The following is an 18839-nucleotide window of genomic DNA, read 5'->3' as shown; positions in this document are numbered from 1 at the left end:
GCATAATTCTATTAATTCTTTTGTATTGCTCCAAGCATTAGGATGATATGACATTCCTGTAGCAAGCCCAACAGCTCCCTGAGATAATCCTTCATCAAGTAAATATTTAGCCTTATCTAGATATTTACCTTCTAGTGGTTTATCATAAAAGCCTACTGACTCCATTCTAAGAGCACCATGTGAAACAGGGTATGCAGTATTTATAGAAACCTTTTTATGATAATGAGATCTAAAAGCATTCACACTTCTCATATCAAGATTTTTTGGAGCTGGGCCTAAAATTCCTCCTAAATACTTTCTTTGAACTTCATAATTATCCTCAGAAAGAGGTGCATAAGATAATCCATCTTGTCCAAGTATTTCTGTAGTAACTCCTTGCCTAAGACTACTAGCATGCTGTGGATCATTTAACAAAACTCCATCATGATGAGTATGTGAATCAATAAATCCTGGTGATACGATTAATCCTTTTGCGTCAATTATTTGATTTGATTCTTTATCTCTTAAGTCTCCAATTGATTCAATTTTCTCATTTATAATGCCAATATCGGACTTGAATCTTGATTTCCCTGACCCGTCAACAATACATCCATTACTAATTATTAAGTCGAACATATTATTATGGCATTCCTTATCTTTTTACTCAGATTGACCTCTTTTGGCCCAATCCATTTTTTCAAACATATTTAAGCCTGGGTCTAAATTGATACCATCTTTATTTTTTTCTGGAGGATGTTCAAGAATAAAATCTTCATTTAATTCAACTCCCCAACCAGGTTTTTCGGGTAAGCTAAAAAAGCCATCCTTAACTTCTGGGTAAGAATCTGCAGCATCCTTTACAAATGGATCAGCAAAATCATTGAAATGTTCTAAGATTTTTACATTTCTTAGTGTAAAACATAAATGAATTGCTGCTAATGTAGATATGACACCTCCAACATTATGAGGAGCTACCATTATAGAATAAATTTCAGCTGTAGATGCAATTTTTTTTGTCTCAAAAATACCTCCACATTGTGTTATGTCTGGTTGAATTACATCAACATTATTTGCTGACCATATCTCCCTAAACTCAGAAGCGCCATAAAGCCTTTCTCCTGTTGCTATTGGTAAAGATGTTTGAATCCTTACTTTTTCTAGACTTGGATTATCACTTGGTCTAACTGGTTCTTCGATCCAACCAATATTTAGATCTTCAATTTTTTTTGCTATTTCTACTGCTTGATGGGCCGCAAATCTTCCATGCATTTCTATCATCATTTGCATATCATCTGTAACTGTGTCAGAAACTGCCTCAATTATCTCTAATGACTTGAAAAGTTCTGGTCTAGATAGTTCTAAATCACCATTTCCAAAAGGATCAAATTTTAGAGCTTTATAACCTTTAGCTACAACTTTAGATGCTGCTAAAGAGAAACTATCAGGATTCCTTTCGACTGTATACCATCCGTTAGCATAAGCTTGTATTTTTTCTTGGACTTTTCCTCCAAGTAATTTATAAACAGGCTGATTAGTAGCTTTACCTATGATATCCCAAAAAGCCATTTCTATCATTGCTAAACCTGTGTGAACTACTTCCCCTGCTTTTCCAAAATCAAGTAAGGTAAATCTACGATATAGTGACTCAATGTCAAATGGATCATGTCCGATAAAGTGTCGCTCAACATCTTTTAGATACTCTGCAACAGTATGGGTTTTACCTAGAACCCTGGCTTCACCTATACCGCTTATACCTTCGTCAGTTTCAACAATAATATAAGATAAGTTTCTCCAAGGTGTACCTAATTGTAATAGTCTAAATCCTGAGGTTTTCATATTACTTTATTATTTTCCCACCTGTTACACTTTCATCATTATAGTATCTGCTAAATCTTCCTTCTTGTTGAGTGATGACTTCAATAAGTGCACTTTGCCCATCATTATTTGTATTCTGAGCATCTTTAATTGCTGGAACGATTTCTTCAGGTTTTGTAACATATATACCTTTAGCACCTAGTCCTTCAGCAATTGTTGTATATGATCCAGTATTATTTCCTGCTCCATATCTTTCCATAGCTATAGGCATATGATGGTCATAACCTCCCATTGTACTATTGTTTAATAAAATAGTTGTAATTGGATTTTCAGACCTAACTGAAGTTTCTAAATCTAAACCAGAAAGACCAAAAGCTGTATCACCCATAAAGTTTACACAAAACTTTTCGGGGTGGGCAATTTTTGCTCCAATTACAAGTGGTAAACCATAGCCAAGATGAGTGGATTTACCCCATCCTATATAACTGTTTGGAACTGTTGCTGGATAGAAAGGCATAATTTGGTCTCTAGGATGACCTGCATCATGTGTCATTATTGTATTTTCATGATCAACTGCATTGTTAATTTCCGTAATCAACCTATAAGGATTTATTGGTTCATCGTTGGAATTTAATAGAGGAGCCCAGTCTGCTTCCCACTCTTGTTTAACTTGAGCAATTGATTCAAGAATTCTTGTATCTTTAGCTCTCGAATCTCCATAAACTCCTTTTGCTTCATCAATAAGCATTTTAAGAGTTGATTTTACATCCCCTAATAGTCCAATTTCTGTTGAATATTCTTTATCAATATCTTCAACATTATTTGTGTTATGAATTATTAATTTACCTTCAGGAATATCTATTCCAAATGTAGTCCTTGAAAAACTAGCCCCTAAACCTATAAGAACGTCTGAATCTTTTAGCCAAGACCATACAGCTTTAGGAGCGGTTCTATTGGCAGCTCCTAGGGATAAGGCATGACGTTCATCAAATGCAGATTTTCCTGGCATAGTAGTAATTACTGGAATTTGCATTATCTCTGCAAATTCTTTTAGCTCTTCAGTTGCTGCTGCATATAAAATTCCTTGTCCTGCCCAGATGACAGGATTTTTTGCATTGCCTAAAGCCTTAACAGCATCCTTAACATCTGAAAGGCTCGGAGATGTTATTACAGGATTTGGACTTGAATAATCATCTGTATTATCTACTTCTGCAGCCATAGCATCGCTTCTCATTTCAAGCAAAACAGGCCCAGGTCTACCATTTTTTAATGCAGACATAGCTCTTCTCATTTGTGTAGAAATTTCTGAACTTTTTGTTATTGAAGAACACCATTTAGTTATATGAGCAAAGTTTGTTTGAGGGTCAAATGCTGGCTTAACTTCTGCTACACTTGCAGGAGATCCTGCCGGTAGATATAATACTGGAACTGCTTCAGCCCAGGCTTGGGCAAATCCTCCAAAAGAATTTTCTATTCCAGGTCCACCTTGAGAACAAAAAACACCTCTCTTGCCCTCTTTTGCTAACATTCTTGCATATCCGTCTGCTGCCATTATTCCACCACGTTCTTGTCTAAAAACTATTGGTTTAAGTCCACCCTTACCGGCAGCTTCAATTAGTGGATTAGCAGGAAAACAAGCTATCCACTCAAATCCTTCTTTTTTTAATATATCAACAACAGCATCATAACCATTCATTTTTTATCTCCAAATTATTATCAATCAATTTTTTTTAAAATAACCTTATTTTATTAATAAATATATATTCAAAAATGCCTTAAATACGTTTTAAATTGAACGTTAATAAATTCTTTATTTATTTTACATTTAAATATCAACAAAAATTTTTTGAATATTTAATATATAAAAATTAAGGAAAATTGTCATGGTTCAAGAAAGATTAATTGGATTTGGAACAGCTAATATTAAAGTTTTTGGTGTAGGTGGTGGTGGTGGAAACGCTATAAACAGAATGTATAAAGATACTATATCTGGGATACAATTTGTCGCTGTAAATACTGATAATCAAGCCCTAGAAAACTCAATAATTCCGGAGAAAATTAGGATTGGTGACAGAATAGCTCGTGGAATGGGTGTAGGTGGAGATCCTACTAGAGGTAAGCAATCTGCAGAAGAGAGTAGATCTGAAATTAAAGATTACATGAGTGATGCCGATATGGTTTTTGTTGCTGCAGGAATGGGAGGAGGATCTGGAACAGGTGCTGCACCTGTCATTGCTGAAATAGCTAAAAGCTCCGGAGCTTTAACTATTGGAGTAGTTACTAAACCTTTTGGTTTTGAGGGAACTCAAAGGTTAGATGCTGCCTTGCAAGGTATAGAAAATATAAAGAAGTATGTTGATACCTTGATAGTAGTTCCTAATGATAGATTGTTACAGACTGAAAATAATTTATCAATGTCTGATGCGTTTAGTTTAGCTGATGATGTTCTTAAGGTTGGTATTCAATCAATAGCTGAATTAATATTAGTTCCAGGTGAAATTAATCTTGACTTTGCTGATGTAAGGACAATAATGGAAAATGCTGGACCAGCATGGATGGGTATTGGTGAAAGTGAAGGCGAAAATAGATCAACTGAAGCTGCAGAACGAGCTGTTTCATCTCCTTTACTTGAAATGCCAATTGATGGTGCTAAGGGTGTGATTTTTAATGTTTCTGGTGGCCAGGATATAACCTTAGATGAAGTTACTTCTGCCTCTGAAGTAATAAAATCTAGAGTACATCCTGATGCAAATATAATATTTGGTAGTGTTACCAATCCCAGACTAAATGGGAAAATAAAAATAACTGTTATAGCAACTGGATTTCCTGTATTAGTTGATGATGATTTTATAGATAGAAATATTAAACAAGAAGGTGTAAGCATAGATGATCTTGAAGTTCCTCCTTTTCTTCGAAAGCACCCTGGGGCGCTAAGAAGATTGAGATCAGGGACTCTTTAAAATCAATTTTTTTTAGGTAGTTCATCTAATATCCTATTTAAGTTTGATGTATGTCCATTATAAATAGGGTCGGCAACAACCTTGAACGCATTTGATACTTTTTCAATATGATTTGATTCAATCGAAATTATACTGAAATCAAATTGTTTTACAATTCTTTTTATTTTGTTGATTTTAGATTTAGATAAAGAGCTCGACTTTATTCTACTTTCATTGATTCCTAAATTATGAATTAGAATTAGCTTTATAAGTTCATTATTTTTATTAACATTTATAATATTTTTCAGTGTTTTATAAATAGAATTACAGTGAGTTATATAACATATTTCATCTTCTTGAAATATACATATAATCCCAATTCTATCTCCTAAAGACCAGACATTATCTTCGATTAGCTTATATCTTTGATTACTATTAGTTAATTTTAAGTAATCACTTTTCCAATTATTTAAGTGTGCTTCTGTGAATTGATTCATTAGTACATACTATTATGAATACGTTATGATTTTTTATAATATTATATTATGGACAAAGAAATCACTAATATAATTACAAAGATTCATAGTAATGAAAATATAAAAGGTTCATTAGTTGCTACTGGTTGTGGATCTAATTCATTATCATGGTTATTATCTGTTTCTGGTGCTTCTAAAACAATACTAACTACTTATGTACCTTATTCAAAAAAATCTTTAGAGCTTTATTTGGGAAAAGAATTAAGTAATCATGTTAGTGAGCAAGAAGCTATAAATATTGCAGAAAAGGCATATCAGAATTCAATTAAGCTACTAGATTCTGAAGATAATATTTCTGTTTTTGGATTAGGTTGTACAGGAGCTATTAGTACTAATAGAATCAGAAAGGGTGAGGATAAGGCATTCATATCAATAAGATCAAAAAATCATCTTAATACATATTCTATTTTTTTTGATAAAAGTAAAAGAGATAGAATTTCAGAAGATATAATTGTTAGTAAACAAATTATTAATACTATTGCTCACATTCACAAAATAAATGATGAGCTTTCAATAGATTTGCTTGAAAATGAAAAAATTCAAAGAAAATATAAAATCCTTAAATGAAGGAAAAATTGACTATTTCATATTAAATTCAAAACTAGAAATATTTCAAGAAGATATAAATAATTGTGTGATCTTATCAGGATCATTCAATCCGGTTCATCACGGACATATAAGATTACTTGATCATTCTTCTAGTATGTGTAATATTGACAAATATTATGAAATATCTATATCTAATGTTGATAAACCAGATATCAATGAATCAGAATTGTTAAAAAGAATAAAAAATTTTGAATCTGAAGAAAAAATTATAGTTAGTAGAAGTAGTAAGTTTATAGATAAGTCTAAAATTTATAAAAATTCATATTTTGTTGTTGGTTATGACACAGCACTTAGAATTCTTGATGAATCTTATTTACCTCCAGGTGCTTCATTAGATGAACTGTTCAGTGTGCTAAAAAAAAATAATTGTAGTTTTATAGTAGCTGGAAGAATAGGTGTTTCTAGCTCAAATTTTGATAATTTAGATGTAGAAGACTTGAAATATAGAGAATTTTTTAGAGTTATACCGGAGAACGAATTTAGGGAAGATATTTCTTCAACCGAAAAGAGAAGACATCTTCTTTGACAAAATATATTCGTAGTAATTATCATATTTGATCTATGGGTATTATTACACAAAAAATTAAGTATTATGATTCCGGAATATCTGCTGGCTTCCCTTCACCTGCTGCTGATTTCTTATCATCAGACTTGAACATACACGATTACCTAGTGTCTAATCATTCATCAACTTTTTGTGTAAAAGTTATTGGTGATTCGATGATAAATGCAGGCATAAATTCTGGAGATATACTCGTTATAGATAGATCAATTAAGCCTAATAATAATAGTATAATTTTATGTTCACTTGATGGAGATTTTTTGATTAAGCGTTTAATAATAAAAAATAAAAAAATATACCTAAAACCAGAAAATAATAATTATGAATCTATCTTAGTTGATAAGAGTGAAAAGTTTGAGATTATAGGCGTTGTAATAGGTGCAGTCAAAAAATTCATATGATTTTTTTAGTAGATTGTAATAATTTTTATGTTTCATGTGAAAGAATATTTAGACCAGATTTAGAAGGCGTTCCAGTTGTTGTTTTATCTAATAATGATGGATGTGTCATTTCTAGAAGTAATGAGGCTAAAAAATTAGGTATAAAGATGGGCGAACCAGTATTTAAGATAGATAAATTTATGAAGAATAATAATGTAAAAGTTTTTTCTTCTAACTTTGAATTATATGGTGAAATCTCTAATAGAGTTATGAAGTCATTATGTAGATATTCTAAAGACTTAGAAATTTATTCTATTGATGAAGCTTTTATGAGTATAAATTACGATTCTAATTATTCTGGTATATCTGAAGAGATAAAAAATTATATAAAAAAGAATATTGGTATACCTGTTTCTGTTGGTGTGTCTAAAACTAAAACTTTATCTAAAATAGCCTCTTCAATAGCAAAGAATATTAAACAAAATTTTTATGTTTTAGATTCTGAATCTAAAATATTTCAATCATTAAAAAATCTTGCTGTACATGAAATATGGGGCATAGGGTATAGGTATTCTAAATATCTAAATAAGAATAAAATATTTACTGCTGTTGATTTAGTAAATTCTGATAAAAACTGGATTCTTCAAAAAATGAATATAAATGTCCTGAAAACTATTCAAGAATTAAAAGGTATTGAATGCTTTCCAATAGTAAGTATACCTACTCCAAAAAAGAGTATAACGGTATCTAGATCATTTAAAGAAGACATAATTACTTATTCAGATCTTGAAAAAAGAATAAGCGACTATGCATTTATATGTTCAAAAAAGTTAAGAGAAGAAAAATTAAGAGCATATACATTATCTACTTTCATTGTGACCAATAAATTTAAGCGTAAAAATAATTCTTTTCATTATGGATTTTCTTCGGAGAATTTTTTAGTAGCGACTGATAATTACATAGATATAGTATCTATGTCTAATCATATATTGAGAAAAATATTTAGAAAAAATTTAGCTTATAAGAAAGCAGGAGTTATATTGAGTAACCTCAGTGAAATTAATAAATATCAGTCGTCATACCTAAAATTACCAAATAAACAACAAGACTCACTAATGGCTTCTGTTGACTATATAAATAAGACTTATGGTGCCAATATGATAAAGTTAGCTTCTCAGAATATTGATCATTTATCTACAAGCTCTAGAAATAAATTATCTCCAAAATATATGAATTCTTGGGAAGACATAATTAATATAACTATATAACTATCTAATTATTCTCCTTAAATATTGCAAAAGAAGAAGTATAGCCATGCAGATAAGTTCTGTCTCCAATAGGACTTATCTCTCCATTAGAGAAGAATCCGGTAATTGGAGAATTATTATCAATAATATTTTTATATAAGTTGATATCGTGATGAGATTCACCCAATAAATATTTTCCTCTTCCAACACTTGAAAACATCAATGTAGATTTTATAATTTGATCGTCATCGATTTTATAATCAGTTAACATTTTTTTTAGTTCTTCTTGTGCAGCACTAGAATCTCTAAGATGAAATTGAATAACTTGACCATCACTAATAGATTCACCAATAGAAATAGATCCAGTATCCTTGTCAATAGAAGATATATTTCTAATCATATAGGTTATTTCATCATCAATATCTCCTAATCGATCCATTAGGATTCCTATTTGAAGGGCATTATTCATAATACCTTTTTCATTTTCTGGGAGTTCATCATATAACTTTTTAATTGCAATAATTGGAAGGTCACCATCAAGTTCATTTATAATATTATTATCTGACCTTGTTACTATCATCGGTTCACCAATTGGTCTGCAACTTTGTGCGACTAAAATATCTAATTCAAAATCTCCTGAAATAACTACTCCAGAGCATCCTCTAGAAAAAGTTTTTCCGTTGACAAATAATGCATTTTCACCAGGTTTATTACCTCCTGAAGCTAGAGCACCTATAATTTTTGTATTTGGAAATGCGAAATCTAACCCATCAAGTACATACTCTGTTCTGATAGAAAAGGGATCAGGGAATAAAATTATTGTTTTAGGATCATCATCAAAAACCTCTACAGATTCTTTCCAAGAATCTGGTGACTCATCTGGATTAGGTAAAATATCTTGTGTGAAATGAAATGGTTTTAAGCTTACATTAGGTAAACTTGCCACAGTCAAGGAAACTCCTGGTAGGTACTCAAATTCTTTACCTTCTCCAATAACTCCAGATCCTGAACAGCCAAGTATAAATTCACAATCAATTTTTTCCTTTATTTTTTCTGTTATTTCTTCATAGGAAGTAGAATGATGTGAAGAAATAAATATTAAACCTAAATCAGGTTTTTTATTTTCTAATTTTTTTGATATTTCTCTTGTTACGTCTTCAATAGCTGAATCTAAAGAAGGTGAATTTGAAACAGATGAACACCAATACATTAAGTTACCTTTCATAAGTTATTTGAGGAGTATGTCTAAGCAAAAAAATAGTTTAGACCAAACATAATCTCATCTTACATTATTATGAAAATAAAAGCCTAAGAATTTTATTACGAGGTTTTTCAAGTAATTTAATTTTAATAATATAATTATATGAAAAAAATTTATATCGGAAAGAAAAAATATATTTTTAATGAAATTTCTTCAACAATGGATATTGCAAATTTTTTTATTCATACTGGTATTGAAGAAGGAACAGTAGTTGTAGCAAAGTTTCAAACTGATGGCAGAGGCAGCAATCAAAGAAAATGGTTATCAAACGGTAATGATGCATTGTTTTCTATAATAATGAAACCTGAAATATCATTGATGAGTACGCTACCTATAATTTCGGCTTTCTCAATATATAAAGTTTTAGAAAAATTTATTGATACAGAAATAAAAATTAAATGGCCTAATGACGTGTTAGTTGATGGGAAAAAAATATCAGGTGTTTTAGTTGAAAATCATATAAAAAGTGATAATTACTCAATTATAGGAATCGGAATTAATATCAATTCTGATCACAAAAAAAATAATACTTTTATTTATCCTTCAGTTAGCCTTATGGAATTATTGAATGAAAAAATTCAACCATTAGAAATAGTTGAAGATGTTTTGAAAAGTTTTGAAAATATCTATAACGAAATCTTAATAGGAAAACTTAAGATTTCAAATTTATCTGATAAGCTTTATGGATTAAATAAGAGAGTTGCTTTTAGAACAAATTATAAGTCTTTTGATAGACAATCTGAAAATGCATATTATAAGATAATTAGCTTAAATGATGACGGAACTTTAGAGGTTTTAGATAAAAATGGGAAAAAAATATCTATAAATGCTTCAGAAATAATAACCTAAATAAATCTATAAATTTTTTAGAATTGTGCCAACTATTTCTAGTGCAAATATTGCTGCAATAGGTGAAAAATCTAGATTTCCCATTTGAGGTAATATCCCTCTTATTCTACTTAGGAAAGGTTCTGTAATTAGAATAAGAAACTGAACAATCTGATAATTTCTAGAATTAGGTATCCAGTCTGAAAGAACTCTGACAACAATAATAATTGAATAAAGATCCAATACTCTAGCTAATAAATCAAATAAAGTCATAACTTATCCTCTTTAGAAAGTTCAATACTTCTCTTAATAGCCGATTCTATAGTTCCAAATATTATATTTTCAAATTTATTTTTTCCCATAAAATTTAATCCAGCTTCAGTAGTGCCTCCAGGAGAAGTAACAGCTTCACGTAGTCTTTTTGGAGATTCCTTAGAAATTCTTAAGAGCTCAGAACTTCCAATTAAGGTTTCAACTGCTAAAGTTTCACTCATGTTAGGGTCTAATCCAGCTTTTTCACCAGCCAAAATCATATCTTCCAAAAACTTATATATAAAACCAGGTCCACTTCCTGAAAGTGCTGTTGAAATATCGATTATATTTTCAGACTTTACTTCTATAGATTTACCAAAAGAATTTAGAATTTTATCTATAGTATTCTTCTCTGATTTGTGAACTTTACTTGATGAAATCCAGACACTAATACCTTTAGAAACCTGAGCTGGAGTATTAGGCATCACTCTTACTACTTGGTAGTGATTTAAATAGTTTTCAATTGTGGGTATCTTTATACCTGCCATGATAGATATAATAATTTGATCTTCAGATAATTTATTATTCAATTGTTTAGCTAAAGTTTTGAAAGACTGAGGTTTTACGCATAAAAAAATATATTTTGATGAACTTATTTGTTCTGTAATTTTTTCTTCAAAATTAAGATTTTGATTTTTTCTATTAAACTTGGATTTATCATTCTCTACAATTTTAATATTTTTAAATAGATTATCTCGTAATATACCTTCAACTATCGCTGAACCCATATTGCCATAACCTATAAACGTTATTTCATCATTACTTAATTTCATAGTTTAGATTTATAAGCTAAGTTATTTGCTAGAGTTATTGCCTCTATCATACTTGTTGGATCAGCAATGTTTTCACCAGCAATATCAAAAGCTGTACCGTGGTCTACCGATGTCCTAATAAAAGGCAAGCCTAAGTTTACAGAAATTGATTGCTCGAATCCATAGACCTTGATTGGAATATGCCCTTGATCGTGATACATGACCACAACAACATCATGTTTGTCATTTATTGCATCATAGAAAATAGAATCTGCAGGATGAGGACCAGATGCATTAATTCCATCATTTTTACAATTAATTATTGCTGGCAAGATTTCTTTTTCTTCAGTATCACCAATAAGTCCTCCGTCAGAGGCATGGGGGTTTAATGCTGCAACTCCAATTTTAGGATTCGAAAAACCCCATTCTAAGAAATGTTTTTGAGTAAGCCTAATTGCTCGCTCTACATTTTCTGTTGTTACATATTCACACGCTTTAGATAGAGAAAGGTGTGTTGATAAATGCATACATCTTAATTTTCCTGAAACTAACATTGTAGCTACATAATTAGATTTACTTTTTCTCTTGAATATCTCTTGGTGTCCTATATCCTTGAAACTTGCCATTTGCCAACTTTCTTTATTTATAGGAGCTGTACATATAGCATCAACTTTATTTTCTATCGCTAAATCTGTAGCTATTTCAACCCATTCATGTGAAGCTTTTCCCGCCTCAACAGAGTTTTTCCCTTTTATAAAATTTTCATTTGAATATTTATTATTATCCAAAATAAAAACAGAATTTGATTGATTATCTATTTCAGAAAGATTTTTTATACCAATAACTGGAATTTCTAATCCAATAAGCTTGAATGATTCTATTACAGTTTTAGTATCTCCAATAATAATGGGTACATCCATCTTATGATTAGAAAGATGATTAATTGATTTTGCTACAACTTCAGGACCAATGCCTGAAGGATCACCTAAAGTAATAGCAATCTTATTTTTTTTAGTATAGTTCAATTTATTAACATTTAGAATAACCACAACTATAGCATTTTTGACAGCCCTCTTCAAATGCCAAATTACCTACGTCACATTCTGGACAGTTTTGCATAGAAGCAGCTGCATTAGCAGGCACTGAAACTGAAATAGTGTCTTTAACTATTTTTTTTTTTTCATCAACTGTAATCATTGATGATTGACTTTCGCTGTTATTGATACTAAACATAGATTTTTGAGTTGCCTCATTTATAACACTTGATGAATTATTAGATACAACTTTTTCAAGTACCATTGCTAAAGCATCTGGAACTGATCTTACCAAATTCCCTTCATCCCACGCAGGTATATCTGTTATTCCTCTAAGCTGTTCTATTATCTCTTTAGGATCTAGCCCTGACCTAAGGCATAAAGATGATACTCTTGAAACGGCTTCAGCCATTGCTGCATCATTTCCACCTGCTTTACCATGTGTAGTAAATATTTCGAAAGGTTTATCTCCGGCCATATTGATAGTTACGTAAAGATTTCCTCTTCCAGTCTTGACCCTTGAAGTGATTCCATATAGTTCTTGTGGTCTATCCATGGGAGTTATATAACCATTTACAGATTTCTCAGGAAGTATATTGTCCAGTTCTTCATTAGTTACTTCTCCGTTTAAGTCTTCTCTTGTTTTATCATTTGAAGTATCATGCCCAGATGTTAAGACTTCAACTTGCCTTGAACCTGATCTATAGACAGTAATGCCTTTGCATTTTGTTTCCCAAGCTAACATATAGGCATTTTCTACATCTTCAATTGTTGCTTCATTTGGAAAGTTTATTGTTTTAGAAATACCAGCATCTGTACTTTCTTGAAATGCACTTTGCATAAGCACATGATAAGTTGGAGATATATCCGCAGCTGTATGAAATAGATTTTTTACATTATCAGGGACGTCCAATCTATCTTGAAGAGATCCTCCGTCAGACAAATATTCCATCAGATCTTCAGAATAAATATTTTCATACCTACAAATATTTTCAAAGTTCTTATCAACATAAAATAAAGTTTCTCCTTCAAGAATATTATGTTTTCTGTATGCTAATGAAAAAATAGGCTCTATACCTGAAGATGCACCTGCAATCATTGAAATTGTACCTGTTGGTGCAACTGTGAGTCTGCAAGCGTTCCTAAGAGGTTCTTCACCACGTTTTTCCATATCTGACCCTGTCCATTTTGGGAAGGGGCCTCTTTCTATAGCTAGATCTCTTGATTCATTATCTGATTCTTCTTTAAAGAAAGCCATAATTTTTCTTCCAATCTCAACTCCTTCATCAGAATCATATGATATACCTAGTTTTACTAATAGATCAGCAAACCCCATTACTCCAAGACCTAGTTTTCTTGTTCCTAAATTCATTTCTTCTATTTCTGGAATAGCATATTTGTTACCATCTATTACATTATCTAAAAACCTAGTTGTTAATCTAATTGTTTTACTTAATTTAGTCCAATCTATTTCTACTTTTCCATCTGAGTCTTTTACAAACTTAGCTACATCAATTGATCCTAAGTTACATGACTCGTTTGGTAATAATGGTTGTTCACCACAAGGATTAGTTGCAGTAATCATACCGACATGCTTGACTGGGCTATTTCTATTTACTTCGTCTAGAAATATCATGCCTGGCTCTCCATTTAACCATGCGCCATGAACAATTTTTGCAAANACCTCTCTAGCATCTAGCTTTCCTGCAACTACTTTCTCACTATTTTCATCGGCTGGATCAGATTTTACATACAAAGAATATTCTGTACCATTCTTAACTGCTTCCATAAATTCATCGGATGCTCCCACAGAAATATTGAAATTATGAATTTGACCTTCTATAGTTTTACATTCAATAAAATCAAGAATATTTGGGTGATGTACGTCCATAACTGCCATGTTAGCACCATCTCTTTTCCCCCCTTGAGTTACCAAAGTAGAAACAGATGACAATAGTTTAAGCACTGCAATTGGCCCACATGCTTTTCCGTGAGTTGTAGCAATTGGAGTTCCTGTAGGTCTTATTTCTGATAAGGAAAAACCAGTTCCACCACCAAATTTTTGCACCATAGCCGCGTCATGGGCAGCTTTCATAATTCCTTCCATTGAATCAGTCAAGGGTAAAACAAAGCATGCTGATAAAGTTCCTGCTCCTGTACCAGCATTCATAAGAGTTGGAGAATTAGGTAAAAATTCTAGACTTGCCATTGATTGATAAAATAAGTTTTCGATTTGCTTTACTCCTACATCATCTAAACCATAGGACTTTTCAGGTTTAGCAAGAGCTTTGGCAACTCTAATAAACATTTCGTTAGGAGTTTCAATAACTTCATTGTTTTCGTCTTTTAATAAATATCTGTGTTCGAGAACTACTTTAGAATTATCGGTTAATGGAGCAGGCTCAAAATCATTGATTACTTCTCCGTATCTACCTAAGTTTGTGCTAGTTTTTTTTGTTTGAACCATTGACTTTTTCTCCTTTTCTTTTTTGATTTTTTTCTTTTGGAAACATTTCCATCTGCTTTTTATCTACTACATTTTTTTCATTTTTCATTTTATCTATTTCATTAACAAAACTATTTTCATCTTCGAAATTTCTGTAAACGCTTGAAAACCTGATATAACTTACCTTATCAATATTCATTAGTTCATTCAGAACTAATTGGCCTATTAATCTTGACTCAATTTCAGCACCATAATTTTGAAGTAAATTTGTTTCTATGTCATCTCCAATTTTTTCAATCCTTTCTATAGAAACTGGCCTTTTCTTACACGCAGTTGATATACTCCTAGTAAGTTTTTCTAAAGAAAAAGCCTCTTTGGTATTGTCCTTTTTAACGACGTTCAGAAGTTGAGAATGTATTTTTTCATAAGTAGTAAACCTAAGAGAGCATAGTAAGCATTCTCTTCTTCTTCTTATTCCATCCTGAGCATCTCTAGAATCAACTACTTTAGACTCTTCATTTTCACAATAGGGACAATTCATAACAAATAATATAAAATACCTTAAAAAATTTTGGGTTAGTTATAATATCTACTATTTGTTGTGCCTTTGTCAAGGGACCTGTACAACATATTGTGCATCTAAATTGTAATAAAACAAGTTATTAATGAAAAAAGTTATTATTCAGATCAGATTATTTATAATTTACTTTCTTAGAAATGGAGGTATATCAAGATCGTTTTTGTTATTCCTAGTTGATTCCTGATTGGGTAAAGGGCGATCACTTGAAGAAATATTAGTTTCATTTTTTTCTGGCTTGTAGGGACTTTCCAAGGAAGGAAATCCGGTACCAATTAGCGTAATTCTCATTTCATTATTTAGTTTTTCGTCTGTAACAGTACCAAATATAATATTTGCTTCAGGGTCTACGACAGATGAAATAGTTTGGGATGCTTGTTCAATTTCGTTGATTGATAAGTCAGAACCTCCAGTAATATTAAACAATACTCCCTTAGCTCCATCTATGGTCTGCTCTAGTAATGGTGATGAAATTGCCATTTCTGCAGCTTCAATTGCTTTGTCCTCTCCCTTGCCTGTTCCTATTGCCATCCAAGCAGGTCCTGCGTTTTTCATGATTGTAGTAACATCAGCAAAATCAAGATTTATTTCTCCGGGAACCAAGATTAATTCAGCGATTGATTGAACTCCTTGCCTAAGTACATCATCTGCTCTTCTAAATGCCATATCCATAGATATATTGGTTTCTGTTGCAAGTAATAATCTATCATTAGGAACAACTATTAGTGTGTCGCATTGTTCCTCAAGCCTAGCTACTCCTTCTATTGCTTGTTTTGTTCGTTGAGATCCTTCAAAAGCAAATGGTTTTGTAACAACTCCAACAGTGAGTGCTCCCGCTTCTTTAGCAACACTAGCAACTACAGGTGCGCCTCCAGTTCCTGTTCCACCTCCCATACCAGCTGCTATAAAGACCATATCTTGACCGCCAACGAGTTCTAATATATGCTCTCTATCTTCTTCATGACAAAGTCTTCCTTTTTCTGGGTTTCCGCCTACACCCATACCTCTGGCTAATCTATCACCTACTCTTAGTTTCTGTGGTACATCTGAGTGAGATAGAGCTTGTGCATCTGTATTTATCGTTGCATACTCAATATATGGTATTTTATTTCTATACATTCTGTTAACAGCATTGGAACCACCACCACCAACACCAATAACAGCTACTTTAGCTTGTCCAATATTTTCTTTTACATCTTCTGCCAAAATTATTTCCTATCTTTTAATTAAAGAAATGATCTTTTTTATNTACTGATTTATGTTCAATAGTAACATTTTAACATTATTTTCTACATTTGATGAAATACTACTAAGTTTTTTTGTTTCTATGCTGAAACTATTTATCCCATTTTCTGACGTAACTGAATTTGATTTATGTATATATTCATTTTGAAAATCCAATTCATGAATTAAGTTAGCTGAAGAAATTACTGCCATAGATTCCAAAGGTAAATTTTCGCCTAAGAATTTTAAGTTTTTAGTCTCAGCTAATCTTGCTTTAGATTGAAAGATATATCTTCCTAGGGCCACAATACCCTGAAGTTTACTACCTCCACCGCAAAGAATTAATCTTTCTGGTAGATTTTCCACTCCCATTTTTTCTATGATATCTTGTTTTATGAGGGTAAATATTTCTACAGCTCTTTCTTTAAGAACTTGAGATATTTGACGCTTTGTAATTTCAAAAGTTTTTGATGAATCTTTATCTCTTACTATGACTTTTTCTGCTATTCTTTCATTTTCAGGTGTGCAGCTTGTTTCAAGTTTTAATTGATTAGCAAAATCAATATTAGTGGAAAAGGCAATTGATAAATCTGAGGTGAACTGTGATCCTCCAACTGGAAGAGCTCCAGTAAGTACAGGGTTTCCTTTTTTAGAAAGACAATAGCTTGTTGTTGATGAACCTATATCTATTATCAATGAACCAATTTCTCTTTCATCAGAATTAAGCAAATATTTAGATGATGCAACTATGTCTGATGTAATAAAATTACACTTTAGACCTGAGTCAGTAACAACTTTAACTATTTTCTCATAATGTTCACTATCAATATTCACATATAAGTTTTGTACTAATATATTTTTTGAATGCATTCCAAGAGGATGTCTAATTCCAATCATCCCATCCAAACTATAATCTAAAGCAATTATATGAGCAGTTTTTTTTGATGAAAAAGAGTTTATTTTTGGATTGTTTTTTGTCAAAAGATTAAGCTGTTCTTGAGTTATTATTTTTGAGCTGTCCAAATTTTCTAATGAAGATTCTATAATCACTGAAGAAACATTAGTTCCGCTAAAAGAAAGATTGCAATCTATTATTTCGTTTTCAACATTTTTATAATCTCTAATTAGATTTTTTAATTGATTGGAAATTACGTCAATCATTTCATTAGAAAGGTTATCTCTTACAGGATTTGCATATGTTTTTTCAGCATAGAATAAAATATCAAGATTATTAAATTTTTTTTCAGATAAACATAATTTAGATGAAGATGAACCTATGTCTAACGTTAAGATTTTTCCCATTATAAAATTCTTTCTATAACCCTTAGTTTTGCACTTCTACTTCTTCTATTACTTATTATTTCATTCGATGAAGGTGAAATAGGTTTTTTTGTAATAACTTTAAGTTTTGGCTCATGGTTACATTCACATTTAATTACATTTGGTAAACAAATACAATATTTTGATTCCCTTCGAAAGTAATTTTTTACAATTCTATCTTCAATTGAGTGATAAGAAATTACTGCTAATCTTCCACCAATTCCTATAATTTCGAGCGATTGTTCCAAGACTTCTGATAATGCAGAAAGTTCTTCATTAATATAGATTCTCAATGCTTGAAATGTTTTAGTAGCTGGATTTATTTTATGATTTGAAATATATATTTTTTTCTTAATAATTTCAGCTAATTCATTAGAATGTTTTATGGGTCTATTTTCAACTATAATTTTTGCTATTTTTCTAGCTCTTCTTTCGTCACCAAAATGATATAAAATATCAGCTATTTCGTTTTCTTGAAAGGTATTTACTACTTGATCAGCAGTCAATTTTTGGTTAAATGAGAATCGCATATCAAGAGGAGATTTTCTCATAAATGAAAAACCTCTTGTTTCGATGTTAAGTTGTAGTGAGGAAACTCCTAAATCTAGTAAAATTCCATGAGCAGGTATAAAATTTCTTCTCATTGCAATTTTTCTTAGGTTTCTAAAATTATCGTTTACAAAAATCGCTCTATCTTGATATTTTTCAAGTCTTGATTTTGAAACTTCTATTGCTTCATGATCTGCATCTATTCCTAAAACCTCACCTCCTGGATTACTGGCATCAAGTATTGATTTACTATGCCCTCCTTCTCCAAGAGTACAATCAATATATCTCCCTCCTGAAACAACATCTAAGTATTTCAATATTTCGGGAACCATAACAGGATTATGTTGTATTTCTAAATCTTTCAAAAGCAAAAAAAAATATCCTTATTTATAAATATTATAAAGTTTTATAATCTCATTTATCACTTTGTTTTTTCAATTGCAGTTCAATACGAGTTTAAAGATGTTTA

General features: G+C 31.2%; 18 protein-coding genes and 1 pseudogene. 6 read left to right on the top strand and 13 right to left on the bottom strand.

Annotated features, from left to right (window positions below; translation table 11 throughout):
• The 3 genes from MK083_06250 to MK083_06240 form a co-directional block, all read right to left on the bottom strand.
• The coding region (locus tag MK083_06250; protein MCH2674055.1) for an amidohydrolase family protein at window positions 1-615 on the bottom strand (615 nt) is incomplete at its 3' end.
• A 24-nt stretch (window positions 616-639) separates the two neighbouring features.
• Window positions 640-1815 (bottom strand): mandelate racemase/muconate lactonizing enzyme family protein, encoded by a 1176-nt coding sequence (locus MK083_06245; protein ID MCH2674054.1) that lies wholly within the window; start codon window positions 1813-1815, stop codon window positions 640-642.
• Window position 1816: 1 nt separating this feature from the next.
• Window positions 1817-3490, bottom strand: coding sequence for a thiamine pyrophosphate-requiring protein (locus MK083_06240; GenBank protein MCH2674053.1), 1674 nt, complete (start codon window positions 3488-3490; stop codon window positions 1817-1819).
• 187 nt (window positions 3491-3677) lie between these two features.
• Between MK083_06240 and ftsZ (MK083_06235) the strand changes: the two genes are divergently transcribed.
• Window positions 3678-4754, top strand: coding sequence for a cell division protein FtsZ (ftsZ, locus tag MK083_06235; protein MCH2674052.1), 1077 nt, complete (start codon window positions 3678-3680; stop codon window positions 4752-4754).
• A 2-nt stretch (window positions 4755-4756) separates the two neighbouring features.
• Here ftsZ (MK083_06235) and MK083_06230 read toward each other — a convergent pair whose 3' ends face one another.
• Window positions 4757-5230 carry a hypothetical protein gene (locus MK083_06230; protein MCH2674051.1) on the bottom strand — a complete coding sequence of 158 codons (474 nt, stop codon included), beginning with the start codon at window positions 5228-5230 and terminating at the stop codon, window positions 4757-4759.
• A 48-nt stretch (window positions 5231-5278) separates the two neighbouring features.
• Here MK083_06230 and MK083_06225 point away from each other — a divergent pair, with 48 nt between their 5' ends.
• Genes MK083_06225 through MK083_06210 form a run of 4 tightly spaced genes read left to right on the top strand, consistent with a single transcriptional unit; the run spans window position 5279 to window position 8088 of the window.
• On the top strand, window positions 5279-5836 hold the full coding sequence (locus MK083_06225; protein ID MCH2674050.1) for a hypothetical protein: 558 nt from the start codon (window positions 5279-5281) through the stop codon (window positions 5834-5836).
• A complete protein-coding gene (locus tag MK083_06220; GenBank protein MCH2674049.1) occupies window positions 5799-6404 on the top strand; it encodes a hypothetical protein in 606 nt (201 codons plus the stop codon). Before MK083_06225 ends, MK083_06220 begins: the two co-directional genes overlap by 38 nt.
• A gap of 35 nt (window positions 6405-6439) precedes the next feature.
• On the top strand, window positions 6440-6841 hold the full coding sequence (gene umuD, locus MK083_06215; GenBank protein ID MCH2674048.1) for a translesion error-prone DNA polymerase V autoproteolytic subunit: 402 nt from the start codon (window positions 6440-6442) through the stop codon (window positions 6839-6841).
• The gene (locus MK083_06210; GenBank protein MCH2674047.1) at window positions 6838-8088 is read left to right on the top strand and encodes a Y-family DNA polymerase; all 1251 of its coding nucleotides are present in this window, start codon (window positions 6838-6840) and stop codon (window positions 8086-8088) included. The genes umuD and MK083_06210 overlap by 4 nt, the downstream gene beginning before the upstream one ends.
• Window positions 8089-8092: 4 nt before the next feature.
• Here MK083_06210 and MK083_06205 read toward each other — a convergent pair whose 3' ends face one another.
• Window positions 8093-9277, bottom strand: a complete 1185-nt coding sequence (locus MK083_06205) for an FIST C-terminal domain-containing protein (GenBank protein MCH2674046.1) — start codon at window positions 9275-9277, stop codon at window positions 8093-8095.
• Window positions 9278-9430: 153 nt separating this feature from the next.
• On the opposite strand from MK083_06205, the gene MK083_06200 reads away from it, so the two are divergent.
• Window positions 9431-10177: a biotin--[acetyl-CoA-carboxylase] ligase gene (locus tag MK083_06200; GenBank protein ID MCH2674045.1), complete on the top strand. Its 747-nt coding sequence runs from the start codon at window positions 9431-9433 to the stop codon at window positions 10175-10177.
• 6 nt (window positions 10178-10183) lie between these two features.
• Here MK083_06200 and MK083_06195 read toward each other — a convergent pair whose 3' ends face one another.
• The 8 genes and pseudogenes from MK083_06195 to rsmH form a co-directional block, all read right to left on the bottom strand.
• Complete coding sequence (locus MK083_06195) at window positions 10184-10429, bottom strand: YggT family protein (protein MCH2674044.1); 246 nt, start codon at window positions 10427-10429, stop codon at window positions 10184-10186.
• A complete protein-coding gene (gene proC, locus MK083_06190) occupies window positions 10426-11241 on the bottom strand; it encodes a pyrroline-5-carboxylate reductase (GenBank protein ID MCH2674043.1) in 816 nt (271 codons plus the stop codon). The genes MK083_06195 and proC overlap by 4 nt, the downstream gene beginning before the upstream one ends.
• Entirely contained in the window at window positions 11238-12299 is a 1062-nt protein-coding gene (gene pdxA / locus MK083_06185; protein ID MCH2674042.1) for a 4-hydroxythreonine-4-phosphate dehydrogenase PdxA, read from the bottom strand. Before pdxA ends, proC begins: the two co-directional genes overlap by 4 nt.
• Window positions 12250-14721, bottom strand: a complete 2472-nt coding sequence (locus MK083_06180) for an adenosylcobalamin-dependent ribonucleoside-diphosphate reductase (protein MCH2674041.1) — start codon at window positions 14719-14721, stop codon at window positions 12250-12252. Before MK083_06180 ends, pdxA begins: the two co-directional genes overlap by 50 nt.
• Before the next feature lie 73 nt (window positions 14722-14794).
• Window positions 14795-15241, bottom strand: a pseudogene (gene nrdR / locus MK083_06175) (transcriptional regulator NrdR).
• Window positions 15242-15403: 162 nt separating this feature from the next.
• Window positions 15404-16483, bottom strand: coding sequence for a cell division protein FtsZ (ftsZ, locus tag MK083_06170; protein MCH2674040.1), 1080 nt, complete (start codon window positions 16481-16483; stop codon window positions 15404-15406).
• A 9-nt stretch (window positions 16484-16492) separates the two neighbouring features.
• Window positions 16493-17803, bottom strand: coding sequence for a cell division protein FtsA (gene ftsA, locus MK083_06165; protein ID MCH2674039.1), 1311 nt, complete (start codon window positions 17801-17803; stop codon window positions 16493-16495).
• Window positions 17803-18735, bottom strand: coding sequence for a 16S rRNA (cytosine(1402)-N(4))-methyltransferase RsmH (gene rsmH / locus MK083_06160; protein MCH2674038.1), 933 nt, complete (start codon window positions 18733-18735; stop codon window positions 17803-17805). Before rsmH ends, ftsA begins: the two co-directional genes overlap by 1 nt.
• Window positions 18736-18839 lie beyond the last annotated feature (104 nt).

Source organism: Dehalococcoidia bacterium, assembly GCA_022451965.1.
GTDB lineage: Bacteria > Chloroflexota > Dehalococcoidia > Lucifugimonadales > Lucifugimonadaceae > TMED-70.
The sequence above is the reverse complement of the archived record's forward strand: the minus strand, read 5'-3'. Positions and strand labels throughout refer to the sequence as shown.